This is a genomic window from Acanthopleuribacter pedis, assembly GCF_017377855.1.
Classification (GTDB): domain Bacteria; phylum Acidobacteriota; class Holophagae; order Acanthopleuribacterales; family Acanthopleuribacteraceae; genus Acanthopleuribacter; species Acanthopleuribacter pedis.
The window spans coordinates 43286-68591 of record NZ_JAFREP010000005.1 but is presented as its reverse complement, the minus strand read 5'-3'; the positions used below and the strand labels follow the sequence as shown (position 1 = coordinate 68591).

Genomic DNA, 25306 nt, shown 5'->3' with positions numbered 1-25306 from the left:
CCTTGTGAGAAATGCGGGCTAGCACCGACCCACGATGTGGCTTCGGTCACGACGCCCCGTCGAGGCTGGAAAAATTCGCGATAAGCCCTTATTTTTTAGAAAGAACGCGACGATAACCGTTGATAAGGCAAAGCTTCTTTGTCGCGGGTTTCGGTTTTCCTCGTCCGAGCGTTCACTCAGCAGCCCCAAAAACCTCGCCAGTATTGGGACGGATTGCCCCTTATGTCTGCCATTTTTATTGCCACCGGTAAGAAAAAGTACGTCGACCAGTTGGAACAGCATTTCCAGGATTTGGCCAAAAAAGGAGAAATCCAAATCTTGGCCTCGCGGCGCAATCGCAAAACGACCCTGCTCATGCCTTATTACGAATTAAAAATTTTGTTTGAATCCGAGTCGGGAAAGTCTATTGAATTAGAGACGAGCTTGGTGCGCAATCTCGGCTACGCGGGCATCGGCCAATCCGATCAAATTGTCATGAAAATGCGGACAACCCGAACCGAGGAGCCCATGAGCCGCTTCAACATACTCAACATCGCGGGCAATTTCCAAAAGCGCGGGGGTCAAATAAAAATCGTGGAACACGTCGACGACTCACGGGTACGCAAGTATTACTTTTGCGATCTCGCCCTGGCCGGCCCGATCCGCCTTGTTTTCGGCTTCCGCGACATGCTCAAAAATAACGAGATGGTGGAAGAGGATTCCTTCGAATACATCCTCTAACGAGAAAAGGGACCTGGTTTTGCAGCTGGGATGGGGTGGATTCGTTGCTTGTCTTCTTGGCTGGGGAAAACGCTTCTCAGGATGCGGCCCCGCTTGTTCACCTTCTTTGGCCGGTTCCCGACGTTGATAAACTCGTTGCATCGGCTTTTTGCCGGGTGGAAACAGCTCCTGCCCTCCTGAATCACGCCGGCTGAAGTGACGGCTTCATCCGCGGCGCCAACAGGCAACAGAGGGCGCGTATGATCAGGCGCATCCTCTTTTTATCCTTTAACCTAAGAAGCGCGATAACTCGCGGTGATTTTAGCTAAATCTCTGGGCTGCAACGGCCTGTAAAAATGCTCACCGCACCCACGGGGTGCGGTCGTGCGCGACCCCGGCTCGCTTTTTCCCAACCATTTCGCTCCAGATCTTTAGCCAAAATCCCTCGCTCTTATCGTGCTTCTTAGGTTTAATCCTGAGAAATAAAAGTTACTAAGCCATGCTCGGGATCACCACCACCATCCCCAAGACATCCTAAATAAGAAAAGCCGGTTGAACTGTCAGCCCCCGACAGTTCAACCGGCCCACTCAGGCTAATGAAGAGAAGTGTTTAGTCCTCTTCAGTACGCCCCCCATTGAAATCACCATGGAGCCAAATGCGCTTCATCCACGCTGAAAAACGCTCCATATCAACTAAGTATGCTTTGTATTGGTCATCTTTCCACACGCCGTATTCCTCTTTTGGATTGGCACAACGGCGAACTTGGTACCGGATTTGGTGTGTCGAAAACGGGATCTTTTCACAGACATCGGTGAGATAGAAACGGCCGCTCTGACTGAGGAGCGTGTTGCCGTCCCACTCGGGATCGACCTGGGTAATTTTTGGTAAGCGGTGTGCGCGGTAGTAAGGAGCGAACTTTTTCATGCGTACCTGCCAGTGCGTCCAGGTTTTGCGGATGCCCATAACGTCCCAAGGATCAAGCCCATTTTTCTCGATGGAACGTGCTTCTTTCTTGAATTCGGAAGAGTGAACCTGGAGCTTCTGAGCAACATCTTTTAAGAAGAAGATGCCCTCTTGGCCGAGCAGATCGTCTTCGGTCCATTCCGGTTTGACGTTGAGCAGTTTCATCTCATCGTCGTTAAAAATCTTATCAACAGTTTGTTCTTGCGTCATTTCATTACCCCTTCATAATGAACTCTGCGGCACATATTAAAACATTTTCTCGATTTTGACAAACAAACTTTTTTGCCTTTTTGACTTCCCACCGAAAATTCCAGAGAAAAATCAATCCCCCGCCGCCCGTAGTCTCGCCTTCATTCTGAAAAACGTCACGCGGCATCCTTTCCGTAAACACCTTGTTACCAATATTTTGCCCTACAGTGTCCCATCCCACTCTGCACGAAAGCGCGCGGCCGAGCTACGGTTTTACCAAGGTTCGACCCGCGAAAACCCAGTGGCATTTTTTTACATTTCTCGGGGACCCGGGTCTTTTCGAGGCCTCCAGAAAGATGAGAAGCGCTCGCAAAATCAAACATAAACGTAAAATAAACCCCACCTCGTAAACCCACCCGCGCCTTCTCCTTTCGGGGGATTACCCGCCAAACGGACCCCGTTGAAACGCCCTGGATTGATCGCTAGACAGGCCGATTCCCGCGCTGTACACTGGATTTGTTTGTTTCCAAGCACCATCTTTTGGGGGCCGGGACGGCCACGCCCGACCACGTGATTCCGTTTTCAGCGGGGCGTTATTTCTTCGGCCTGGGATTTCGAGCATCAGCTTTGCCCCTCGTACCCTAGGAACAATAGATTTACCGCTTTAGCAAACCCAGCGGCATTTGGTAAACTCAATCGATATTTCCAATTCCGGAGGCTCCCATGCAGGACAACCTGCCCCAAATCGATACGACCGGTATTGAAGAGCTGAAAAACATTAAAGAAGAACAAGATGTGATCCACGGCCGCTTGGAAAAAATGGAATCCAAGAAGGGCAAGGTTTCGGAGGCCGTTTTTGCCAAGGTCCAATCCGATTATCAATCGCGCCTTGATGAGTTGGCCGAGGAAGCGGCGCCGCTCAAAGCCGCCATCCGTGAAGAATACCAAAAGCTCAAACAAAGCCTGACCCAGATCCAAGATCAGAAAGATTCGGTCTCTCTGGAAAAAGAAGAACTCTCTTTCCGCTTTGAACTCGGCGAATTTGAGGAAGAAGAATTCCATGAGCAATCGGAGGGATTGGACGAACGCATCACGGGTTTTGACGCCGATCTGGACGAACTACAGGAACTCAAAGAAACCTTCGTATCGGTTTTTGACTCTGAGGACGATTTAGAAGCGGCGCCGCCGGAACCCGAACCGGAGCCCGAACCCGAACTGGAGCCTGAGCCTGAGCCCGAACCTGAGCCCGAACCGGAGCCCGAACCCGAACCGGAGCCCGAACCGGAGCCCGAACCCATACCGGCCGCCTCTTCCGAGCCGTCCGCCCCGATGCCGGCGGTCGACGACCTTGAGGACGATGATTTAATCGAAGACGACGAGGCGCTGGGTGCGTTTGAGGAACCCGCCGCCGACGAAACCATGTTGTTGCCGAAAAATGACATGCCGGCGCCCACTGCACCACCGATTGAGGACACGGACCTGGCCCTGGACGACGAAAAACCTTTTGACGCTTCTTTGTTAGAAGACAGCACTGAATTCACCGGATCACTGGATGTAGACCCCCTGGAGGGCGCATCCCTGGACGAGGTACCGGCCGACAATCCACCTCCCTTTTCTCCCTCCGAGCCACCGTCGTTCCCGCCGGCCGAACCCTCTTCCTTCTCACCGTCGGAACCACCACCAGCAGTTACACCACCACCCCTCAGCACCGCGCCCGACCCGCTTGCGCCGCCGCCTCCCCCCTCGGCACCCATGGGGCCGCCACCCATCAGCCCACCACCGATGCCGCCACAACCCCAATCAACGGTGATGATGGACAAAGATATCGTCGAGCCCGAGGACAAACCGGAAGATACCGAAGGCACGATGCTGATTTCCAACCCCAAAATCACCGCGTTGAACAACGCCATCGAAGGCCAGGTGGTCATCCTCGGCATGGGCACCACCAGCGTCGGCCGCTCACCGGACAACGATATCCACCTCACCGAAGACCGCGTTTCCCGTAAGCACGCCCAAATCGCATTCGGACCTGGTGGCTACGCCCTTTACGATCTCAATTCCGAAAACGGATCTTATGTAAACGGCAACCGCATTCGCGAGCATTTTCTCTCCGACGGCGACATCATCATGATCGGCACCTACAAATTCCTATATCGCGATCACTAAGAACGCGCTCGCCCCGAACATTCCAGGACATACCAACCCGCCATCACACCAAAGAAAGGCGTCAGCCCAAGAGGCGACGCCTTTTTTCATGCCACCCCTTAACCGACAACGCATCACGGGGTAAATTAGACGCGTTCAATTAACCGATTGTCGGAGACAGCCAAGGAGGCTTCTTGCAACCGATAACCCATATGAATCAGTTTGTCCAAATCCTGAAGCGGGAAAACGAACTGGTCGAAATCGACATCCCCCTCGATCCTCACTTGGTCATCCCCGAAATCCAACGCCGTGTGGTCCAACGCAAGGGACCCGCGCTTTTGTTTAAAAACGTAAAGGGCAGTCGCTTTCCCGCGGCAACCAACCTGTTCGGCAGCCACAAACGCATTGATCTGGCGTTCGGCCAAGCGCCCGGCCAATTTATTAAGGACCTGGTTCATGTCGTCGAGAACATGCTGCCACCCAAAGGTCTTGGGGAACTGTGGCAAATGCGCCACCTGCCGCTCAAAGCCCTTGGCATCGGCATGAAACGCCGCAAAAACGGCCCCCTGGTACAGAACACCCTGGACTCTTTGGAAGAACTGCCCGCGCTCACGTCCTGGCCCGAGGACGGCGGCCCTTTTGTCACCTTGCCCCTGGTTTACACCCAGGATCCCAAAACAGGAAAAGGCAATCTCGGCATGTACCGGGTGCAACTTCAGGGTCCACGCCAGGCCGGCATGCACATTCAAATCCATCGCGGCGGCGGCAACCATTACTACGCGGCCGAGCGCGAGAACCGCGGCCTCCCGGCTTGCGTCTTTGTCGGCGGCCCACCCGCCCTGGTAATTGCCTCAATCGCCCCCCTCCCGGAGGATGTGCCGGAGTTGGTGTTCGCCTCATTGTTACAGGGCAAAAAACTCGACCTCATCGACAATCCCAACTGGGCATCCCTGCCCATGGTAGCCGAGGCCGATTTCTGTCTGTACGGCACCATCCCACCTCACAAACGCGCCCCGGAAGGGCCCTTCGGCGACCACTACGGTTATTACTCTCTCCAGCACGACTACCCCTACTTGGAAGTGGAAAAGATCTACCACCGCGACGGCGCGATTTGGCCGGCCACGGTGGTGGGACGCCCCCCGCAAGAAGACCACTACATCGCCATTTACCTTCAAGAACTGTTTTCACCGCTGTTCCCCGTGGTGATGAAAGGCATCAAAGACGTGTTTGCCTACGAGGAATCGGGGGTTCACTCCCTGGCGGGTGCGATTGTATCCGAACGCTATCACAAAGAGGCGTTCACCTGCTGTATGCGCATTTTGGGTGAAGGCCAGCTATCGCTCTCCAAGGTCCTGATGGCCACGGACGCCCCACTCGACCTGCGCAATTTCCGCCCGTTTTTCGAGCACGTCCTCGCCCGCTGCGATCTGCGCACGGACGTCCACATCCTTTCCAACATCTCCCTCGACACCCTCGATTACACCGGCCCGGAAATTAACAAGGGCTCCAAGGCGGTTTTTATCGGCACCGGTGAAGCCAAATTCGACCTCTGCAAAAACTGCCCCGACAGCTTGGGTCATGGTGACTTCAGCGAACCCCGGTTATTCTGTCCCGGCGTCCTGGTGGTGAAAGGGCCTGCTTACAAAACGGGCAACGAAGATCCCTTGCGCCTGCTGGAAGTCCCAGAAATCAAACCATACCGCTTGGTCATCCTTCACGACGATCCGGCCGACGCGGTACGCTCAGATCACGATTTCTTGTGGCATATTTTCACCCGATTCGAGCCGGCAGGCGACATTTACGGCAAAGGTGCGACGGTTCGTTACCACAAAGTATTCGAGCCCCCCTTGGTCATCGATTGCCGCCTCAAGCCCGGATATCCGGCGGTTCTCACCCCCGACTCGGACACGGTGGCAGAAGTCGACAAGGTCTGGGACGAACTCAATTTAGAAACCCACTTTCGCTAACACAACACCGGGAATAGGAAGCAAACGTGACACGGAACCCCTTCCTCGACTTGCTGGCCAGGCCGCCTGCATGGCTGTTCGGCGGCTTGGTCGGGCTCAAAAACAAGCTGTACGATCAGGGACGTTTGCCGATCAAGCAACTGCCACGCCCTGTCATCTCGGTAGGAAACCTGGCGATGGGCGGCACCGGCAAAACCCCGTTCACCGCGGAGTTGGTACAGCGTTTCAGCGCGGTGGGTTGTCGTGTGGCGGTGCTGAGCCGAGGTTACGGACGGGAACAGGCGGATCAATCGCGCCGTGTTACCCCCGAGGACGACTGGCGCCTCGCGGGAGACGAACCCCTGATGCTGGCACGACGTCACCCACGGGCCGCTGTTTGCGTGGGCCCGAGTCGGTACGCGGCAGCCAAGGTTTTGCCCGCCCCCCCGGATGTGTACCTGATCGACGACGGCTTCCAGCATCGGCAACTTTACCGCGATTGCGACATTGTGCTGTTGGACGCGAGCGGGCCGCCGCCACGAATTTTTCCACGAGGTTACTATCGAGAGGGCTGGATGGGCCTGAAACGTGCTAATATCGCGGTCTTAACACGATGCGATCAGGCCCAGCACCTGTCCGCCTGGCACGAAGGGATTCGCCGGGCCAACCCGCAAATCCCCATCCTCGAACTCAGCTTCCAGAGCGGTGACTTGTGCGCGCTTAAGGACGGAACCAGCTATCCACAAACCCAGCTTCGCGGCAAGCGAATCGCCGCCTATTGCGGCATTGCCAAACCAGAGCCGTTCTTCAAAAACCTGACGGCCCTCGGGGCAACCCTTGTCGAAAAAACAATTCTGAAAGATCACCAAGCGCTTACAAAAGAGCAGTTGAAACAACTCCGGGAACGCTGCATTCAGAAAAAATTGGACGCGGTAATTACCACGGAGAAGGACGCTGTCAAGCTTGATCCAACAACGGATTTTGGTGTATCTTTGTTCTTTCTTACCCAAGTTGTTTCGTGGTGCGGTGAAACCGCCGACGATCTCATTGTCAAACCATTTGTTAACTAAGGGACACCTATGACCAAAAAACTGCTTTCACGACTAAATGAAGACCTTAGGGAATTGGAACACGAGTTAAAAACCAAGCTGCCGGAAGAGATCCGCAAAGCCGCCGCCCTGGGCGACCTGTCGGAAAACGCCGAATACGAGGCGGCCCTGGATCGGCAACGGTTGATTCAATCCAAGTACCGCAGTCTTAAAAACCGTATCAATGAAATCGCCCAAGTCGATGTTGATCGGCTACCGATGGATACCGCGGGATACGGAAGCAGGGTTACGGTCTTAGACATCGACACCGACAAAGAGATTACCTACCAGCTCGTCATGCCCGAGGACGCTGAGGCGAAGATGAACCGCATTTCCATCAGCTCCCCGATTGGACGCGCTTTGATGGGCAAACGGGTCGAAGACGAAGTCGGGGTTACCATCCCTTCCGGGAAAAAGACGTTCGAAATCATGGACATCGTCCCCTACAAAAAGACCGAGATGAACCTGTAGCCAGGTTCCGCCTAAAAAGTCACGGGTCCGAGATCGCCGCGAACCGGCGTCCGGACCCTGAGACTTTTCCCGCCTGATTCGGCATGATCGGGTTCCCGAGAGAACCCTGTTAAATTTCGGCGCCTTCGCCTTCTTCCGTTGCTTCACCCGGCGGCAGGCCGTTCTTCAAACGGCGGATAAATTCGCCCTGGTCCATCCCTTCTAGTTCGAGAATACGCATACCGACCAAAAAGAAGGGTTCTTCACCTTTTCGACAATGGGCTACCTTACAGCGGCAAAAAATGAGCCCCTCGTGACCGGGAAACTCAAAATGCAAGCTTACCTTCGTGCCGCGCGGAATTTCCCCGGGAAACTCGCACAACATGCCACCGGCACTGATATCAATCAAGGCAATGGGTTCGGTTTCCCAGTCCTTGCACCACCAGACCAGTGTATCGGCGGGAAAGCGAATGTATCGCCGCCGACAGGATTCAGCCTGTTCTGAATTCATAGGCCCTCCACAAATTCATTGACACCCAAAAAGAAAATCCAGCACATCATTATAGCACTGGTTACCAATTTGGTTTCGACTCGAATTTAACCCGCCTGATCCCGCTAAAAAACGCGTGCTTTCAACAGATTGCGGCAGGAAGACGATCAACCGAAAACCGAAAAGACGAGATTTCCACGACTTTTTCAAGCATGCGGCAAAACCCAACCAAGGCTTCAACCGGATCAAAGGCCCTCCGACCCAAAAACCAATTGGGCCTAAATCCCGCATTTCGGTGCGATTCCAGCACCGGAACCACCCCGATGAAATCGGCGATCACCGCGGGGTCATTCGCGCCATCTATTTCATAACGCGCAAACAACGGAAACACCAGCGACAGATCAACGCAACGGGTAAAAAGCCGCGGAAAGTTACCCCACCTCACATTGCGGTTTCACGGGTGCGGATCTGGCCGGCGGCTCGCACAAAACCCGGAACCCGACCTTTGCACGAACCCATCGGCGTGTTTATCCCTCAAAAAGGGAATCGACGAAAGCGCCTTTTTCGAAAGTAATTAGGTCGTCCATCTGCTCACCGACACCAATGTATTGAATGGGTAATCCCAACTCTTTGGCGATGGCGACGGCAATACCACCTTTGGCGGTACCGTCGAGCTTGGTCACAATCAAATCGGTAATGCCGATTTTTTCAGCAAACTGTTTGGCCTGGAGCAACCCGTTTTGACCCGTCACCGCATCGAGAATCAGCAAGGTATGGTGTGGGGCATCCTCGAAACTCTTGCTTGTGATGCGTCGAATTTTTGCCAACTCATTCATTAAGTTGGGGTTGTTGTGCAAGCGACCGGCAGTATCAATGAGCAATACATCGGAGCCGGTCACCTTAATCCGCTCCAAAGCTTCAAAAACGACCGCGGCGGGGTCGGTCGAGTCCGGCTTGCGCACGATGTCCACACCGGTTCGGTCAGCCCAAACCTGCAACTGATCAACGGCGGCAGCACGGAAGGTATCGGCGGCACAAACGGTCACCTTTTTCCCTTGCATTTGCCACAGACGCGCCAGCTTGCCGATGGTGGTCGTTTTCCCCACACCGTTAACCCCAATCACCAACACAACAGTCGGCTCGTGATCCAGGTTAAACGGGCGGTCCGGCAGATGATCCAAAATGGCGCGTAACTCCATTTTGAGGTGCTCTTTCAGCTGCTCGCTGTCCTTTAGTGTCTTGCGACTGACTTCCAGGCGAATTTTCTCGATGATGTCCATGGTGGTTTGGACACCGATATCCGCACCAATCAGCAGCTCTTCTAGTTCATCGAGCAAGTCGTCGTCAATCTGCCGCGTCGCCAGGAACAGTTTGTTGATACCGCCCGCGATGGAAGCTCGGGTGTCCTTAAGACCAGATTTCAGCTTTTCGAGCCAGCTCCGTTTCTTGGGCGCACCTTCATCGTCACCTTCCGTCTCGGCATCGTCCTCGGATTTTTCTTTTTTGTTTCGTTTGAAGAGATTCCCAAAACGCGACTTCTTCTCCTCACCGGCTTCCTCGTCGACAGTGTCATCGCCCTCACCGGCCGCTTCTTCCGTTTCGGCGGAAGCGGCCTCGGGTGCAATGGGCTCGGCCACCGCCGCGGCGGTGGCTTCAGTCGTCGCGGGTGCAACAGGTTCTTGCTCGGCAACAACCGGGGCAACGGGCTCAGATTCGGTTACAACCGGAGCCGACGGCTCGGCGGCAACCGGCGCGGCGGGCTCCGCGACAAAAGCGGCGGGTTCGGAGGAAAGCGGCGCGGCGGGCTCGGCGGCAACCGGCGCGGCGGGCTCCGCGACAAAAGCGGCGGGTTCGGAGGTAAGCGGCGCCTGGCTCGGCGCGGTGTCGGCAACGGGAGCGGGCGCGGGTTCGGAATCGCGCTCAAAAGAAGGTTCCAAATCGGGGACAGCGGGTGTTTCAGCGGATACAGCGGGGGCGCCATCGCCCGAATCAACGGCGTCCGCGACGGCCTCTTCAACACCATCCGCCTGGTCCTTTTTGCGGAAACGATCAAAAAAGCGTTTTTTCTTTTCGGTCGGCGGCGCACTCGTCTCTTCGGCGGTATCTTTTTTGCGAAATTTCGAAAAAAAGCCGCCCGATTTCTTGGGTTCACTTTCGCTCGCGGGCGCATCTTCGGCTTTTTTACCGAAGGAGAACAAACCCTTCTTGGGCTCTTTAGCCATTATGTGGATCTCCAGTGATCAATATTGATTAGTAAATCTCTTGATTGAATTTAACCGCCAAGGTTTCGAGATGGCGCTTTAGGAGAAAACGCTGCGTCAAATCGTGGCAGACGACGGTGATACTGTAGAACTGTGTCAACTTAATTGCCATGATAAATTTATCTTGGTAGGTCAGCTCCATGAAGGTCGGGGCGGTGACCAGATCGCGCCAGCCAAAGACCTGCATCAGAATCGGCATTTTGGCACCGGCAAGTTTAACATCAAAACCATCCATATCCGGCGCTTCAAACAAAATTGACTCGCCGTCGGGATCGGCAAAGATCAGCCCTTCAATCGACGGAAAGGCCTCGACGGTTTTGCTAAACTCGTGATGAAAATCCATTTAATTCATGGCGCGGCGTTGTTTCAGTTCAATGTAACGCAGCATTTCTTGCGTGGATTGATCGATTTGAGGAGGCGGAAAGAGGATCGAAACCTGGGCGAGGTAGGCCTTGGCCTGATTGAATTGCTTCAATTTGAAGAAGGCGTGACCAATTTGGTAGAGCAAGTCGACGCTGTCGTTAAAACCAGGTTCGGCTTTTTTATAGAAGTGCAGCGCGTGTTTGTAGTCGTTGTTCTCCTGGTAAATTTCAGCCAGGGAAATATAGACACGGTAAAAGTCGGGGTCAATGGCCACCGCGCGCTGAAATGCGGCAACAGCCTCGGACAGGCGGCCTTGACGACGGAGCGCCAATCCCATGTTGTAGTAGGGAAACTTCGGCTGACTGTAGTTTTTGTCGCGAATCACCTTGCGGAACGCGGCAACCGCATCTTCGAACCGTTCCTGATCCACGTAAATCGAACCCAACAAATTGTAGCTTTCCGAGTCGTTGGGGTTAATAGCCAGCGCTTGCTTTAACGAATGTTCCGCTTTGGCAAGCTCGCCGTTCATGGAGTACGCCAAACCCAAGGCGTGCTGGTAACGAAAATTACCACGATCTTGCTGAACAGCTTGCTCAAGCGCGGAAACGGCTTCCAAAACCTGATTGTTGTTGAGGTAATTCACGCCGATTTGATAATTCTGGAGCGCTCTTTTGTAATCGTATTCCTGCTGGGTCTCTTGCTGTACATCCGTTTCGACCTTTTTCTGGGGGCCGCAACCGACCATCCCCACCAAAACACACAGGACTAGAACTTTACGCATGAAAAACTCCAATTTACGGCTTCCCGCAAGCAATCAACAGCCGGCCACCGGTACAACCCACAAAGGCTGCTCCCATTTATAACGAAAGACGACGACCAGAGAAAGCCAAAATCCGGGGCAACCGGTGAGACACAACACCTATTTGGCAAATCCAAGAACCCGATAAACATTCACTTTTTCGCTAATCCCCTTCAACTGGATCGCCCCGAGGTTGATGCACTCGAACTGATCCTTTACGGCCATGTAGGTGTTCTCCCCAATCACAACCTGGCCCGCTTTGCACGCCATCGACTCGATCCGCGAAGCCATATTGACGGTATTTCCCAGCACGGTGTACTCCATCCGCTTAATGGAACCGATGTCGCCGGCAACGGCGCGCCCAGTGTTGAGCCCAATGCGAATGGCGAATTGCTCGGAAGGCGGTCTGTTCCGGTTGATCACCTCCAACTGTTCCATCATCCCGAGCGCGGTGCAAACGGCGCGATAGGGGTGATCGGACATATTGTTGGGGGCCCCGAAGATGGCCATAATGGCGTCACCGATGTACTTATCCAGCGTGCCTTCGTAGCGAAAGATAACCTCGGTCATGGCCGAAAAATACTCGTTCAATAACTCGGCGATGCGGTTCGGCGAAAATTTTTCCGAAAACGGGGTAAAGCCGACAATGTCCGCGAACAGAATGGTGACGTCACGCTCCTGAACCCGTAGGTTGTATTCCTCACCTTCCGATTGCCCACCGGCAATGTTTTTGAGGATGCGGTTTACGATGCTGGGCGAGTGATAACGCTCCAAGCGCTGACGCACCGAGGTTTCCTGAAGAATTTTTTCGTTTAGCTGGGTTTGCTCAATACCCACCGCGGAGAAGTTGGCCATCGCGGTAAGCAGGTCCAGATCATTCGGCCCGAAAATGGCCGCCGAAGTCGGCGAATCCAAATACAAAATCCCAATCGTTTTCTCTTTGTGAAACAAGGGCACACACATCGCCGACTTAATGCCCAAAAACCGAATCGACTCACCCGCCGAGAAACGCGGGTCAACCTGGGCGTCCGTGGTCAAAATCGCCATCTTGTCGTTCAGGGCTTTTTCCGCGATGGTCCGCGAAATTTCAATGTTGTCTGATTCACCATGCTCACGGTGGCGCACCACCTTGGGCACCAGTTGTTCGTTTTCGTCACGCAGCATCAAAAAGCCGCGATCCGCCGGCAGGTGTTCGAAAATCAGGTCCATAAGTTTACCGATAATTTGATCCAAGGTGTTCACGGCAATCAGCGCCTCGGCAACCTTAATCAGAACGGTGGTTATCCGTTGCGCCTCATCCTGACGCGGATCCTTACTCGCAATAATGTCCTGAAAATCATTAACGCGGCGGATGATGGTGCCGGCTTCCTCGTGTAATTCTTTCTGATCGGACAGCAACACCATTTGGTCGCTTTGCCGCTCGGGCTCGGACGGAAAAGGCATGGTAGAAGGCCCGGCTTGGTGGAAGCCCAGCATAAATTCGGCAACTAAAATTTGGTCGCCGTTCCCCAATTGCACCCGTTTGATGTAAATGTTGTTGACACGGGTACCGTTCTTCGATTTGAGGTCGGAAATAAAGACGCCACCGCTTTCCACGGTCATTTTACAATGATGGCGTGAGATACCTGGCTGATTTAAAACGAGATGGCAGTCAGGCGCGCGTCCAACAATAATTTCCCGCCCGCTGATCGGGAACTCTTTTTCCGTTCCATCAACGGTGTAGCGCAGGACATACGACATTCCGTTCCCCACTGGTTTTAGTGCAAGTATGCTAGCATAGTCGGGCCTTATTTACCAATATGGCAAGTGACCTCAATGGAGCCGGCATGCATTCATGGATACCTCTTCTGGCCTGCACCAACTGCCGCCAGGCGCTAGCGTTAGACGCCAACGACCTTTCACAAGAGCAAAACCACTGCCCCCACTGCAACACCCCCTTCCAGCAACACGCGGGAATGTTCCGTTTTATCGACACCAACCACGACACCCAACAGTTACTCAAAAGCACCGAGGGCAGCCTGATGGACGCCGGCTACCGCCGCCCCAACCGCTTCATGCAACAGCTACGCCGCGTAATTTCTTCAGAATACTTCCCGGGCAAATCCTGGCGCCTAGCCAAGGCAGCCGTCATAGACCAAACCGACCTCAAACTGATTATCGGCAGCGGCGTCACCCGATACCCGGCGGCGGTTCACCTGGACATCGATGATTTTCCCGGCGTCGACGTGGTCGCGGACGCCCACCAACTCCCCTTCCGGGACAACAGTTTCGCGGGGGTCGTTTGCGAGGTCGTCCTGGAACACGTGCGCGATCCACACAGGGTGATCGCGGAAGCCTTTCGAACGCTAAAACCCGGCGGATCCGCTTTTTTCATCGCCCCCTTCCTGTTTCCCTACCACGGGCACCCGGCCGATTTCAGCCGCTGGACCCACGAAGGCCTGGCGACGGCCTTCAGTCGTTTTGAGGCGGTAACCGTCGGCATCCACGCGGGCCCCTGCTCGGCCATGGTCAACCTGCTCAGCGAATGGGGCTACGTCCTAAGCGGCTTGCGTTACCCACGCGGCTACACACTCATTAAAGGCGGGCTCACCGCGCTTTTGTTTCCGATCAAATACGCGGACGCCTTGGTAACCCGCTTCCCGGAGGCGAAGCGCCTCGCAAGTACACTGTACGTCACGGCCCGCAAGCCCAAATGACAAACGCCCTTTCATCCCAGGGGATGGAAGGGCGTTTCAAACATAAACCAGTTAGGGCGTCAGGCGATCAGCTCAAGCACTCGTGCTTCATTGAGGCCGGCTGATTGCGCAACAGCGGCTGTCTCACTATCGGCTCCGAAAAGCGCCAAGGTATTAGAGACGAGCGATTCCGCTTCGTCCGCATCAATGTCACTTTGGGCTTCCCGTTGGCGTGCCGCGGATTGCGCTTTCTCGTTCGTTGCGGAGGAACTGGTTATACCGGCACTGGTATAAACGGGAGCGGCTTGGTTTGGCGCGGATGAGCTGAAGGAATCAGCTACCGGGCCGCCGGAACGACGGTTGGCCGAACCACTTTCCGCGCGGTCGGCTTTTTTTGCATCCAACTTGGCCCGATCCGTGTTGTTCAGACCGTTGATGGATCCAGGTTCAATCATCGCGGACCTCCTCACTGAACCAGCGAACTCTTCCACAATTTATGAGTACGTACTGGTTCCGCCTACGATTATAGTCCTGGCAAGAGGCTGGGTCAAAAACAAACCCCAAGCATGACCCAATTTTTACACAAAGATGTTTGGGGTGAGGCATTTTTTGAGGCGGTGGCTAATGCGCGGAGCGGCACCAGTGACCACGACAAGGCCCTGTACCGATGCCGGGTCGTAGAGCAGGTTGCCTCTAACAATGCCACACCCTCTGTTAGAACGCGTTTGGGTCTTTAGGCGCAGTTTGGTTCTTCCGATAAGGAAACTATCCGCGTATGCTCTGCCTACGTTCTTCCTCAAAACCAACAAAGGCAAACCTTTAGCTTATGACCCTCGGTACAACCTCGGCTTTAACCGGTAGCAGCGGCACCGGTCTGGGGACTTTTTCCCCACGCGCACCGGAAAAAAATGACGGACTTAGTCGTTTTTCTCCCGCCCCCCCCGTGTCCCAGCCCAGGCGCTCGGAACCCGAGGACGGTCTCGTGCTGCGCAATGAGGACGGGGACCAGGCCACCATCAGCCAAGCGGGTGTCAACCGCGAGGCGGACGCGGAAACGTCCGAAACCGAAAACGCCTTTACCGCCGAACCCACCACGGCACAACAACCCGCGAGCGGCGGCGAATCCCGCGGCGAAGAGGATGAGGAAGAAAACGATCAACCCGGCGAATTGACCGAATCGGAACGCGATCTCGTTCGCCGGTTGCAGGCAAGAGACCGCGAGGTACGCACCCACGAACAAGCGCACTTGTCGGCGGCCGGCGATTTGGCCATTGGCGGTCCTACCTACGATTACCAACGCGGCCCCGACGGCAAACGCTACGCGGTCGGCGGCGAAGTCCAAATCGACACCTCCTCGGTTCCCAACGATCCCGAGGCGACCCTGCAGCGCGCGCAACGCATTAAACGCGCGGCCCTGGCCCCGGCCGAACCCTCTTCCCAGGACCGCCGGGTCGCGTCGCAGGCCGACCGCATGGCCAACCAAGCACGACGCGATATCGCGGAGGAACAACTCAACCCTGAAGAAGGCGAAGAAGCGACAACGCCACAAGCGCAAGCGCCCACCGCCGACCCCGCGACGACCGGCCCTACCGCCACCGGCCCTACTGAACAAAGAGCAACCGGCCCCAATACGGGCGAAAACAACGCAAATCAGGCAGCGACCGCCGCTGTCGGCAGCGGCCTGGGGCTGAACGGGGCACGTGGCCTCGACGGCGCCAATCGCACGGATAACAACCCAAGCAACGGCATTAGCGCCGCCAATAGCCTGGGCCGTGCCGGCGGCAACAATGCGCCGCCCAGCGCCATTGCGCAACAAATTAGCAACGGCGGCCCCGGCAACTTCGGCGGCGGCAACTTCGGCGCCCCCTTTACCTACGGCGCCAACGGCCAAGCACAAAGCGAACGCGGTAGCCTGTTAAGCCTGGTCGGCTAATCAACCAAATAGATCACCCAGGCCACCGATCGGCCCCGAACACGGAACCGCACCCTACTGCCGAAACCGCTCATGGGGCGCCGCGGATTTACCCCGGACACTGAAACGCCCCCTGCTGCCGAAACCGCTCATGGCAACGGCTCACGCGCCGCGGACGCCTAGCTCGGGCGCCGCCCCCGCGTGTCCTGAATGGACACGCACACCGCTCCCATGGGACCACCATTGATTTGAAGGTTCGCCAAAGGCGAACTACCTCAAGCTACCCTGAAAGGGTTATCTATGACAGCCCAGGGCAACGCCCTGGGTGCTTGGGGTTCACGACCAACAGGCGCTGAAGGTGCCGGCATTACCGGGCTTCCAAAATCGCTCAAGGCTTCAACAATTCCCGGTCCAGACTTCAAGGTTCATTTTTGAGGGTGCCACCGCCAGTCCCTTCAAGAAATGGTGGACCTCGCTCTACGGTGTGCGTGTCCCTACAGAACACGCGCAAGGCAGACCTCCACCCACGAGGATTTCACCCCGGTCGTTTTTCCCCGTGAGGCCGGATCACACCCACCGGGATTTCACCCCGGTCATTTATCCACGCGAGGTCAACCCGCGCCTGGTGGGGTTATTGCCAGGCACGGCAACAGACAGCCTTTGGTAAAAAACCGTTCCGTCGCCAGGCGTTTCATGAACAGGAATGCCCCGGACAGGGCCCGGCGCATTCGTCCACAAGCGGGTTGGTTAGTCGCCTTTGGTTACACGCAAAACTTCTTCCAGCGACAACAATCCGGCTTTGATTTTTTTGATCCCGGCCAGACGCAAGGTATCCATCCCGTTTTCAACCGCGAGTTCTTTGATTTCGGTCGCGCTTGCGCCCATCACGATGGCTTCCTTGATCTCGGGCGACAAAGCCATCACCTCGTACAAGGCGACCCGGCCTTTACAACCGGTGTTGGAACAGACCGCGCAACCCTGACCTTTCATCGGGGTCACCTCGCGAATATCCTCGGGCGTCATGCCCAACTGCTCCATGGCGGCCACGTTGCTTTCCGCCGGCCCCACGCACTTGGAACAAATCTTACGTGCCAACCGCTGCGCCAAAATTAAGTTCACGGAAGAACTGACCAGGAACGGCTCAATCCCCATGTTAATCAGACGGTTAACCGTACTGGGTGCATCGTTGGTGTGCAGGGTACTCAGCACAAGGTGACCGGTCAAGGCGGCTTTGATCGAAATCTCCGCGGTTTCAAAGTCACGAATCTCACCAACCAGAATAACGTCGGGATCCTGACGCAAAAACGAACGCAACGCGGCGGCGAAGTTAAGCCCGATTTGGTCGGCCATCTGCACCTGGTTAATCCCCAACAGGTTGTACTCGACGGGATCCTCGGCAGTCATGATGTTGGTATCTTCTTTGTTCAGTTCAGACAAAGCCGAATACAGGGTGGTGGTTTTGCCGGATCCAGTCGGCCCGGTAACCAACACCATGCCCCAAGGCTGGCTAACGTTGTGACGGAAGACGTCAAGCGAAGACTCTTCAAAACCCAGCTTGGTCATGTCCAGTTGCAGGTTGCTTTTATCCAAAAGACGCAAAACGATTTTTTCACCGAACAAGGTGGGCAGCGAGGATACGCGGAAGTCCATCTCACGGCCCTTGCCGATTTTCAACTTAATCCGACCGTCCTGAGGCAAACGCCGCTCGGCAATGTCAAGGTGCGCCATAACCTTAAGGCGCGACAGAATCGGCATTTTCAACTGCACCGGCAGGGTCATCACGTTTTTGAGCACACCATCCAGACGGTAACGTACCCGCATCTGGCGCTCGTACGGCTCAACGTGAATATCACTGACCTTCATGTGAATGGCTTTGAGCAGCATGCTGTTAACCAGCTTAATAATCGGGGCGTCGACGTTCTCCGATAACTCGCCCTCGTCGATATCTTCCACGACCTCAATGTCGTCAACAGCTCCAGATACCAAAGAATCAAAATCCTCGAGCTCCAATAAGGAGTCGGCGGCGAAATCAATACTGCCGTCACCGGCCTCGTTGTAAGCGGCAATGGCGCTTTCCTCGCCCATGCCCTCGAGCACCTCGTCACCACCGAGGCGAACCACGCCGATCAACTGCTCGATTTCTTCACGTTTGGCAACGACCATTTCAATGTTGTAGCCGGTGATAAATTTCAGTTCGTCGGCGGCAAAAATATTGGTGGGGTCGGCAGTCGCAACCGTAATCGTAGACCCCCGCCGACTGATCGGCACGACCGTGTGCTTCTTCAAAACCTTGATGGGAATCAGGCTGATAAGCTGTGAATCGATTTCCCGATCAGCGAGACTAATTACGGGGACAATATCTTGCGACACATGCAACTCCTTGCAATGAACCATTAATGAACCATGGCGCTTCAGTTCGATTTTTACCCGAAACCAGGCAAAAACAAAAGTGAGCTAAGCCATTCTTTGACAAAACCCGGCAAGATCCGAAAGAACGACCGACGGCATTGGGGCATCAGCACCTCAAACACCTTGGCTCGCTCGGGGCGAGCCCTTGACACGTGATAACAACGAAGAGGTCTTCATTATATCAGCATGATTCGGATGTGCGTGAACGCCCTCATCACCCAAACGTCCAAACCCACCTACCTACCCAACGGCAGACACAACCCAAAAACCGCGTAACACGGCGACATTTTCCGTCAAACCCCTAACCGACAATGGTTTGAAGAAACACCACCGGATTCGTTTCTTTGGGGCCCTCCTAACGCAACCAACGGTTGTGCACAGTTCCTTACTCGCGGTAGCCGGGAGGCATGCGCTAGGATCGCGGAAACGAAGCGCGCATCCGATTAAGTAACTCTTCGCCCTTTGGTTCGCATTTCATTACCTCAAGCACCGATAAATATGCGCTTTGGTTGTCTTTTTTGGAGACCTGGACCACCCGCCCGACAATTTCAACATGGCGCTCACCCCAGGCGAGAATGAGGTCCCACTCCCCGTCGGGATCAAACGGGCGTGGTGCAGAAAACACCAAATCCCCGTTGGCAAGAAAGCCAACCTCGCTGTCAACCGCCTCAAACACATCGGCGAAAACCTGGTACAAGGGCTCAATGCGCGGCGAACCAATGCGTTTTTCGCCGGGCGAATTCTCCTTGAGCAGGTGCCACAAATTTTGTTCGGTGTAGGATCGGGGAATATCGAATTCAATGCCCCCGGAATACAGGGGCACGGAAGAGCCCGTATCGTCGGGGCGCAACTCACTCAAGGACCAACGAACCACACCACCCATCACCGAAAAGGTATGGCCCTGGCAATGGATCTGAAAAAGGTAATTCTTACCAACAGCCAAGGTATGCGGGGTCTGCAAACCCATACCTACCGGACTGATATCGGGCACCAAGGCACGCTTAAAGCACGCCAAAAAAACCGTAACCGGCGTTTCGGGACCTGGAAGGGAATGCTGACTCATAAAGACCGTCCTATGAGGGAGTTCCCGAAAATTCTACGACATTGGCGCGCGTTTTTCGAGAGGTGAGCCGCCGGAATGCGTGAATCATCACAACGCGGCACGTTTCGCAAAACGACAAATGGTTCAAAAGACGTTATCTATCAGTTAAATACAACACGGACCGTCAACCCGGACACCCAGGGCAAAGGCGCCACAACAACCCGACACCGCGCGCAAAGACGACGCCCTTCGCGCGGAAAGCGCGGATCCAGATCGCGGCCAAAGCCCATATCACCCTGTTTTCCTTAGAGATTCGGCCAATCCGTCCGCCTCCTTTGCGATGACGACAAGGTCCCGGTTCCCGCCCCGTATTCCGCCGCCATACCCTGCCGAACCCACCGCGCGCTCTTTCCCCCAAACACCTCGAAGTACGACACTTAATCGCTGAAGCCTTGTTCAGCTTAATCACGAGAGGTCCGTCTCAAATGCTTGGGGCCCAAGTGTTTGGTGGAAATCGCCACGAAGCCCCGCCTTTTTTAGGTTATAGTAGGGCATCTTTTCCACGTTCACAGGGGCGTTCACATGGTGCGACGGCCCTTGCTTTTCAACGAGGCGACCTCCTTTCAGCACGCACTCGCCGTCAAACCATACGATGTAAAGGAACCTTTCATGGCGCACCCCTCGGAGCCGGATTCGGCCGCTGAACAAAACCAAGGCATCGACGCCGCGTCCTCCCATGAAAAAACAAGCGTCCACGATCTCGTCAGCAACGGTCAACTGACCGAACTCAAGGCGAAAGTTGACGACGGCGTCTCGCCCGAAACCCGCGATTTCCACGGGAACACGCTGCTCATCGCGGCCGCGGCGGCGAGCCAAACCGACATGACGGAATGGCTGATCAATCGCGGCGCCGCGCTAAACGCCAAAAACAAACAGGGTGAAACCGCCTTAACCACGGCGGCTCGAAAAGGTGAGAACAGCATTATCTTGAAGCTGGTCAAGGCAGGCGCCGACCTGGAACACAAAGACGGCCGCGGTATGAACCCCTTGATGTGGGCCACGATGGAGGGACACGAAAAAGCGGCTTTGTTGCTCCTCGACCTGGGCGCCCAACCCGCCAACCGCAACCTCGACCAATCCTCCCTGCTGATGTTTGCCGCACGCAACGGTTTAAAAGAAGTGACCGACCGCCTGCTCGGCGCGGGTCTCGACATTCATGCGCGGGACAAATGGGGCATGACGGCCCTGATGTGGGCCTGCGGCGGCGGCCACGAGGCGGTTGCCCGCAATTTGCTGGAACACGGGGCCGACCCCAATACGGTCAACCACATGAACTGGACCACCTTGATGTGGTGCCTCAAGGAAGCCAAAGACAACGAACATTACGAAAACTGTCTGCGCGCGCTCATGACGTACGGCGCCAATCCCAACGCGCGCAAGGACGACGGTACCGACGCGGCCTTGCTGGCGGCCCGGGCCGGTCTAACCCGAGCGGTGGGCATCCTGCTCGATTTCCGCACCCAATTCGAAACCCGCGACCGCGTCGGCCTCTCCCCTTTCCTTTGGGCTTGCGCACTGGGTCACACCGAGGTGGTACGCCACTTGATCCAAGCGGATGTAGACCTGTTTGTACGCGCACCGCGCGACGTCACGCCGCTCATGCTGGCCGCTTACGGCGGGCACCAAGACACGGCACTCCTTCTGGTTGGTCGCGGCATTTCTCTGGCCGCCATGGACAAAAACGGCGCCAACGCCTTAATGTGGGCCTGTCGCAACAGCCAGGCCGAACTCGTCGCCCTGTTTCTAAAGATGGGCGCCGATGTCCGCCGTATTGACGGCGCCGGCCGCAATGCTTTGTTTTATTTCAGCCGCTCGCTTTATCCCGCGAGCGATTGCGAACAGGCGGTCGGCGATGTGGTAGAAATCCAACAGGGCAATGACCAAGACGTTGCCGCGTTGTTGGTCGAAGCGGGCGCTGATATCAACCACGGCGACGAACAAGGCCTAACCCCACTGCTGGCGGCCATCGACGACGGTCGCCTCGACCTGTGCAAGTGCCTGGTCGGGTTGGGCGCGAACGTACACGCCACGGACCAACAAGGTCGCAACGCCATGACCCTGGCTTTAGAATCAGGCAATCTCGACCTCATTCAATACCTCGAATCCCAGGGGTTTCCGCTAACAGCCGAGGATCACCGCGGCCAATCGATGCTCAACCTGGCGGTCCAGGCCGGTCACCCGAACGTCGTCGCATTTCTGCTGGAACGCGGCGCCGACCTCAACGCAACCGACGGCAACGGCTGGGTCCCCATCATGTGGGCCACGGCAAGGGCCAACAGCGACATGCTCGGCTTTTTGTTGGCGCAGGGCGCCGACATTAACAGCGCCAACGAGGGCGGCACCACCCCGCTGATGATCGCCTGCATGCGCGGTGATCGCACCCTGGTTCAGCAACTCCTCAAGCGCGGCGCGGACATCAACCGCAAAGACGACCAAGGCAAAACAGCGCTGATGTACGCGGTATTTAACGGCAACCAGGCCATAGTCACCCAATTGCTCCAACAGGAGATCGACCTTGAGGCAACGGAAAACTCAGGCAGCACGGCCTTCCTAATTGCGACCAACCAGGAGCACCGCTACCTGTTGCCGATCCTTCACGAGGCCGGCGCCAACATCAATCACCAGGACGACCGCGGCCGTTCCCCGTTAACCATTGCCGCCGGTAAAGGAAAAATCCTGTTGCTGTGTCAATTGCTCAAATTAGGCGCGGACGTCCATCAACGCACCGCGGCGGGTTGGACCCCGTTGATGTGGGCGGTTTCCAAATCCCACCCGGCGGCGGTCATCGCGTTACTAGAGAACAAGGCCGAGGCCGAGTTCCAAAACGACCGCGGCGAGTCACCGCGTTCGCTGGCAACCACACCGCTGATCATCGAAATGCTGAACATTTACAGTGGCAAACCCGGTGGCGGCGCGCGTTAGTTTAATTGGGCAACAGCAGGGGCCGCAGGAATTCACCGGTATGGGAGCCGGGCGTTTTGGCTATTTCTTCCGGTGTTCCGACCGCAACCACTTGCCCGCCGCCAATACCGCCCTCGGGACCCATATCAATGATGTAGTCGGCACAGCGAATCACATCGAGGTTGTGTTCAATGACGACGATGGTGTTTTTGTGGTCGGTCAAACGCTGAATCACGGCCAGTAACTTCTTCACATCGGCGAAATGCAAGCCGGTCGTCGGTTCGTCGAGAATGTACAATGTGTTGCCGGTGTCGCGTTTGCTCAGCTCTTTGCTGAGTTTGACGCGCTGCGCTTCACCACCGGACAAGGTGGTCGCCGGTTGACCGAGCCGGATGTAGGACAAACCAACATCCATCAAGGTTTGGGTGCGGTTTTTGATCTGGCGGACGTTCTCAAAAAAGGTGTTGGCGTCCTCGACGGTCATGTTCAGCACTTCGTCGATGGTTTTACCGCGGTAGCGAATCTCCAAGGTCTCGCGGTTGTAACGCCGTCCCTTACATTCCTCGCAGGTCACGTAGACATCGGGCAAAAAGTGCATCTCAATTTTGATGACCCCGGCGCCCTCGCAGGTTTCGCAGCGCCCACCCTTGACATTAAAGCTAAAACGACCGGGTTTGTAGCCACGTGCCCGCGATTCGGGAACGGCGGCAAACAATTCGCGCAGCGGCCCAAACAAACCGACATAGGTTGCCGGGTTGGAGCGCGGGGTGCGACCGATGGGCGACTGATCGATTTCAATGATCTTGTCGAACTGATCCAGCCCTTTGATTTCCTTGTGTTTCCCTGGTCGCACGCTGGAGCGGTTGAGCAATTTTTGCGCGGATTTACTGAGGATTTCGTGAACGAGGGTGGATTTCCCGGAACCGGAAACACCGGTCACACAGGTGAACACACCGGACGGAAAAGCCACATCCACGTTTTTGAGGTTGTTCTGGGCGGCGCCTTTTACCTTCACCATTTTGCGTTTGTTGAAGGTACGCCTTTTCGTCGGCATTTCGATGGACTCGCGACCGCTCAAAAACATGCCGGTCAGCGAGGTTGGATGTTCCTTGATGGCCTCGGGTTTGCCGGCGAAGATCACCTCGCCGCCGTGTTCCCCGGCGCCCGGCCCAATGTCCACGAGAAAATCGGCCTCGGCGATGGTTTCCTCATCGTGCTCCACCACCAAAACGGTGTTGCCCAAATCGCGCATGCTCTTCAGGGTATCCAGCAAGCGACGGTTGTCGCGCTGGTGCAGACCAATCGAGGGTTCATCCAGCACGTACAGAACACCGGTCAATTTGGAACCGATCTGGGTCGCCAAACGGATGCGCTGGCTTTCGCCGCCGGACAAGGTGCCGGCCGAACGATCCAAGGTTAGGTAACCCAACCCCACATCGTTGAGGAAACGCAGGCGTTCACTGATTTCTTTGAGGATTTTTTCGGCAATCACCACCTCGTTCCCGACCAGGGCCAGGTTTTCGAAGGCGGCCAAGGCGTCGGCCACGGAGAGGTGGGTATAGTGGGCGATGTTCTCACCGCGAATCTTCACGGCCAGCGACATGGGCTTCAAACGATGCCCGCCGCAGGAAACACAGCGACTCATGGCCATAAAGGCTTGCAACATTTCGCGCACGCGTTGCGATTGGGAATCGCGGTACCGTCGCTGCATGTGGGGAATGACGCCCTCGAAGGTCAAATCAAACGCGTAACGACCCCGTTCCCCCTCATATTTGTAGGTCCGTTCTTGATCGTCGCCGTAAAGCAAGCGCTTGCGGGTTTCGGCGGGTAATTCGTTAAACGGTTTGTGTTTGGAGACCTTTTCAAAAGCGACCAACTGCTCAACCATACTGGACAGCCAAGAATCGGTGATTTGTTCGAGGACGGCGACGGCCCCTTTGGCCAGCGTGAGCTTGGGGTCCGGGACGACCAAATCCTCATCAAACGCCCGTTTCTCACCAAGCCCGTCACAGGTGCCACAGGCGCCGTGGGGCGAGTTAAAGGAGAAGTCGCGCGGTTGCAACTCCGGGAAAGAAAGGGTACAGCTCAAGCACACCAGGTGCTCGCTCATGGTCACGGCCTCGCGCTCGGGGTCCTTGGGAAAGTCGATTTTAAGCAGCCCTTCACCCAGTTCGAGGGCCAATTCGACGCTGTCGGCGATGCGGTCCCGTTTCTCGGGGTCGACCTTAATGCGGTCGATCACGACTTCAATGGTGTGGCGGTAGTTTTTATCGAGGCTGGGTGGATCGTCGAGGCGAACCTCCTCACCGTCGACAATGGCACGGGTATAACCGCGCGCTTTGAGATCGACAAACAGTTTGCGGTACTCGCCCTTGCGGTCCCGCACGACGGGCGCCAGCAAGCGCAAGGCGGTTTTGGGTTCGTAGCCAATGATGGTTTCAATAATTTGCGAGGCGCTTTGGCTTTCGATGGGTTCACCACATTGGGGGCAATGAGGTTTTCCAATGCGCGCAAACAACAGGCGCAGGTAATCGTAGATTTCGGTCACGGTCGCCACGGTGGAGCGTGGGTTGCGGCTGGTGGTTTTCTGCTCGATGGAAATCGCGGGACTCAACCCTTCAATCGACTCCACATCGGGTTTTTCCATTTGGTCCAAAAATTGGCGCGCATATGCGGAAAGCGATTCAACATAACGACGCTGGCCCTCGGCGTAGATGGTGTCAAAAGCGAGCGACGACTTCCCGGAACCGGAGACCCCGGTGATGACCACGAGTTCATTGCGCGGCAGGGTAACGTCAATATTTTTGAGATTGTGTTCTTTGGCGCCTTTGACCTGAATCGACGATTGCGTCATGGGTGACAACTCCTCTACGCCGCAAAAAGAACTGAAGCGGTGAGGATCGCCGAGACAAT

Annotated in this window: 18 protein-coding genes; 8 read left to right on the top strand and 10 right to left on the bottom strand. The window is 55.8% G+C overall.

The window, feature by feature from the left end; genetic code table 11:
* Positions 1-222 precede the first annotated feature (222 nt).
* On the top strand, positions 223-720 hold the full coding sequence (locus J3U88_RS06990; RefSeq protein WP_207857828.1) for a hypothetical protein: 498 nt from the start codon (positions 223-225) through the stop codon (positions 718-720).
* A 589-nt stretch (positions 721-1309) separates the two neighbouring features.
* Here J3U88_RS06990 and J3U88_RS06985 read toward each other — a convergent pair.
* Positions 1310-1873, bottom strand: coding sequence for a hypothetical protein (locus J3U88_RS06985; RefSeq protein WP_207857826.1), 564 nt, complete (start codon positions 1871-1873; stop codon positions 1310-1312).
* A 702-nt stretch (positions 1874-2575) separates the two neighbouring features.
* Here J3U88_RS06985 and J3U88_RS06980 point away from each other — a divergent pair.
* The 4 genes from J3U88_RS06980 (at position 2576) to J3U88_RS06965 (ending at position 7502) form a co-directional block, all read left to right on the top strand.
* On the top strand, positions 2576-4018 hold the full coding sequence (locus tag J3U88_RS06980; protein WP_207857824.1) for an FHA domain-containing protein: 1443 nt from the start codon (positions 2576-2578) through the stop codon (positions 4016-4018).
* Between the two features lie 191 nt (positions 4019-4209).
* Positions 4210-5964 (top strand): UbiD family decarboxylase, encoded by a 1755-nt coding sequence (locus J3U88_RS06975; RefSeq protein WP_423842041.1) that lies wholly within the window; start codon positions 4210-4212, stop codon positions 5962-5964.
* Positions 5965-5990: 26 nt separating this feature from the next.
* On the top strand, positions 5991-7013 hold the full coding sequence (lpxK, locus tag J3U88_RS06970; RefSeq protein WP_207857822.1) for a tetraacyldisaccharide 4'-kinase: 1023 nt from the start codon (positions 5991-5993) through the stop codon (positions 7011-7013).
* Between the two features lie 9 nt (positions 7014-7022).
* On the top strand, positions 7023-7502 hold the full coding sequence (locus tag J3U88_RS06965; RefSeq protein WP_207857821.1) for a GreA/GreB family elongation factor: 480 nt from the start codon (positions 7023-7025) through the stop codon (positions 7500-7502).
* 109 nt (positions 7503-7611) lie between these two features.
* Here J3U88_RS06965 and J3U88_RS06960 read toward each other — a convergent pair whose 3' ends face one another.
* The 5 genes from J3U88_RS06960 to J3U88_RS06940 all read right to left on the bottom strand — a co-directional run bounded on the left by J3U88_RS06960 (position 7612) and on the right by J3U88_RS06940 (position 13134).
* Positions 7612-7992 (bottom strand): PilZ domain-containing protein, encoded by a 381-nt coding sequence (locus J3U88_RS06960; protein WP_207857820.1) that lies wholly within the window; start codon positions 7990-7992, stop codon positions 7612-7614.
* A 506-nt stretch (positions 7993-8498) separates the two neighbouring features.
* Positions 8499-10193 (bottom strand): signal recognition particle-docking protein FtsY, encoded by a 1695-nt coding sequence (gene ftsY, locus J3U88_RS06955; RefSeq protein WP_207857819.1) that lies wholly within the window; start codon positions 10191-10193, stop codon positions 8499-8501.
* Positions 10194-10221: 28 nt separating this feature from the next.
* Positions 10222-10575, bottom strand: coding sequence for a hypothetical protein (locus J3U88_RS06950; protein ID WP_207857818.1), 354 nt, complete (start codon positions 10573-10575; stop codon positions 10222-10224).
* The gene (locus J3U88_RS06945; protein WP_207857817.1) at positions 10576-11376 is read right to left on the bottom strand and encodes a tetratricopeptide repeat protein; all 801 of its coding nucleotides are present in this window, start codon (positions 11374-11376) and stop codon (positions 10576-10578) included.
* 138 nt (positions 11377-11514) lie between these two features.
* A complete protein-coding gene (locus J3U88_RS06940) occupies positions 11515-13134 on the bottom strand; it encodes an adenylate/guanylate cyclase domain-containing protein (protein WP_207857815.1) in 1620 nt (539 codons plus the stop codon).
* An 86-nt stretch (positions 13135-13220) separates the two neighbouring features.
* Here J3U88_RS06940 and J3U88_RS06935 point away from each other — a divergent pair, with 86 nt between their 5' ends.
* Positions 13221-14090, top strand: a complete 870-nt coding sequence (locus J3U88_RS06935) for a class I SAM-dependent methyltransferase (protein WP_207857813.1) — start codon at positions 13221-13223, stop codon at positions 14088-14090.
* Positions 14091-14149: 59 nt separating this feature from the next.
* Here J3U88_RS06935 and J3U88_RS06930 read toward each other — a convergent pair whose 3' ends face one another.
* Positions 14150-14524, bottom strand: coding sequence for a hypothetical protein (locus J3U88_RS06930; protein ID WP_207857811.1), 375 nt, complete (start codon positions 14522-14524; stop codon positions 14150-14152).
* 527 nt (positions 14525-15051) lie between these two features.
* On the opposite strand from J3U88_RS06930, the gene J3U88_RS06925 reads away from it, so the two are divergent.
* The gene (locus tag J3U88_RS06925; RefSeq protein WP_207857809.1) at positions 15052-16002 is read left to right on the top strand and encodes a putative metalloprotease CJM1_0395 family protein; all 951 of its coding nucleotides are present in this window, start codon (positions 15052-15054) and stop codon (positions 16000-16002) included.
* Positions 16003-16728: 726 nt separating this feature from the next.
* Here J3U88_RS06925 and pilB read toward each other — a convergent pair.
* Together pilB and J3U88_RS06915 are read right to left on the bottom strand one after the other, a co-directional pair.
* A complete protein-coding gene (gene pilB / locus J3U88_RS06920) occupies positions 16729-18351 on the bottom strand; it encodes a type IV-A pilus assembly ATPase PilB (protein ID WP_207857808.1) in 1623 nt (540 codons plus the stop codon).
* Between the two features lie 451 nt (positions 18352-18802).
* Entirely contained in the window at positions 18803-19453 is a 651-nt protein-coding gene (locus J3U88_RS06915; protein ID WP_207857807.1) for a hypothetical protein, read from the bottom strand.
* Between the two features lie 648 nt (positions 19454-20101).
* Between J3U88_RS06915 and J3U88_RS06910 the strand changes: the two genes are divergently transcribed.
* Positions 20102-22414: an ankyrin repeat domain-containing protein gene (locus tag J3U88_RS06910; RefSeq protein WP_207857806.1), complete on the top strand. Its 2313-nt coding sequence runs from the start codon at positions 20102-20104 to the stop codon at positions 22412-22414.
* Position 22415: 1 nt separating this feature from the next.
* Here J3U88_RS06910 and uvrA read toward each other — a convergent pair whose 3' ends face one another.
* Entirely contained in the window at positions 22416-25247 is a 2832-nt protein-coding gene (gene uvrA, locus J3U88_RS06905; RefSeq protein WP_207857805.1) for an excinuclease ABC subunit UvrA, read from the bottom strand.
* Between the last annotated feature and the right edge of the window lie 59 nt (positions 25248-25306).

Coding starts and splice junctions, on each gene's coding strand:
- ftsY (WP_207857819.1), bottom strand. CDS start 10,193: ATGGCTAAAGAGCCCAAGAAGGGTTTGTTCTCCTTCGGTAAAAAAGCC.
- uvrA (WP_207857805.1), bottom strand. CDS start 25,247: ATGACGCAATCGTCGATTCAGGTCAAAGGCGCCAAAGAACACAATCTC.
- J3U88_RS06935 (WP_207857813.1), top strand. CDS start 13,221: ATGCATTCATGGATACCTCTTCTGGCCTGCACCAACTGCCGCCAGGCG.
- J3U88_RS06975 (WP_423842041.1), top strand. CDS start 4,210: ATGAATCAGTTTGTCCAAATCCTGAAGCGGGAAAACGAACTGGTCGAA.
- J3U88_RS06930 (WP_207857811.1), bottom strand. CDS start 14,524: ATGATTGAACCTGGATCCATCAACGGTCTGAACAACACGGATCGGGCC.
- J3U88_RS06910 (WP_207857806.1), top strand. CDS start 20,102: ATGGCGCACCCCTCGGAGCCGGATTCGGCCGCTGAACAAAACCAAGGC.
- J3U88_RS06985 (WP_207857826.1), bottom strand. CDS start 1,873: ATGACGCAAGAACAAACTGTTGATAAGATTTTTAACGACGATGAGATG.
- J3U88_RS06915 (WP_207857807.1), bottom strand. CDS start 19,453: ATGAGTCAGCATTCCCTTCCAGGTCCCGAAACGCCGGTTACGGTTTTT.
- J3U88_RS06960 (WP_207857820.1), bottom strand. CDS start 7,992: ATGAATTCAGAACAGGCTGAATCCTGTCGGCGGCGATACATTCGCTTT.
- J3U88_RS06940 (WP_207857815.1), bottom strand. CDS start 13,134: ATGTCGTATGTCCTGCGCTACACCGTTGATGGAACGGAAAAAGAGTTC.
- J3U88_RS06965 (WP_207857821.1), top strand. CDS start 7,023: ATGACCAAAAAACTGCTTTCACGACTAAATGAAGACCTTAGGGAATTG.
- J3U88_RS06950 (WP_207857818.1), bottom strand. CDS start 10,575: ATGGATTTTCATCACGAGTTTAGCAAAACCGTCGAGGCCTTTCCGTCG.
- J3U88_RS06980 (WP_207857824.1), top strand. CDS start 2,576: ATGCAGGACAACCTGCCCCAAATCGATACGACCGGTATTGAAGAGCTG.
- J3U88_RS06990 (WP_207857828.1), top strand. CDS start 223: ATGTCTGCCATTTTTATTGCCACCGGTAAGAAAAAGTACGTCGACCAG.
- J3U88_RS06945 (WP_207857817.1), bottom strand. CDS start 11,376: ATGCGTAAAGTTCTAGTCCTGTGTGTTTTGGTGGGGATGGTCGGTTGC.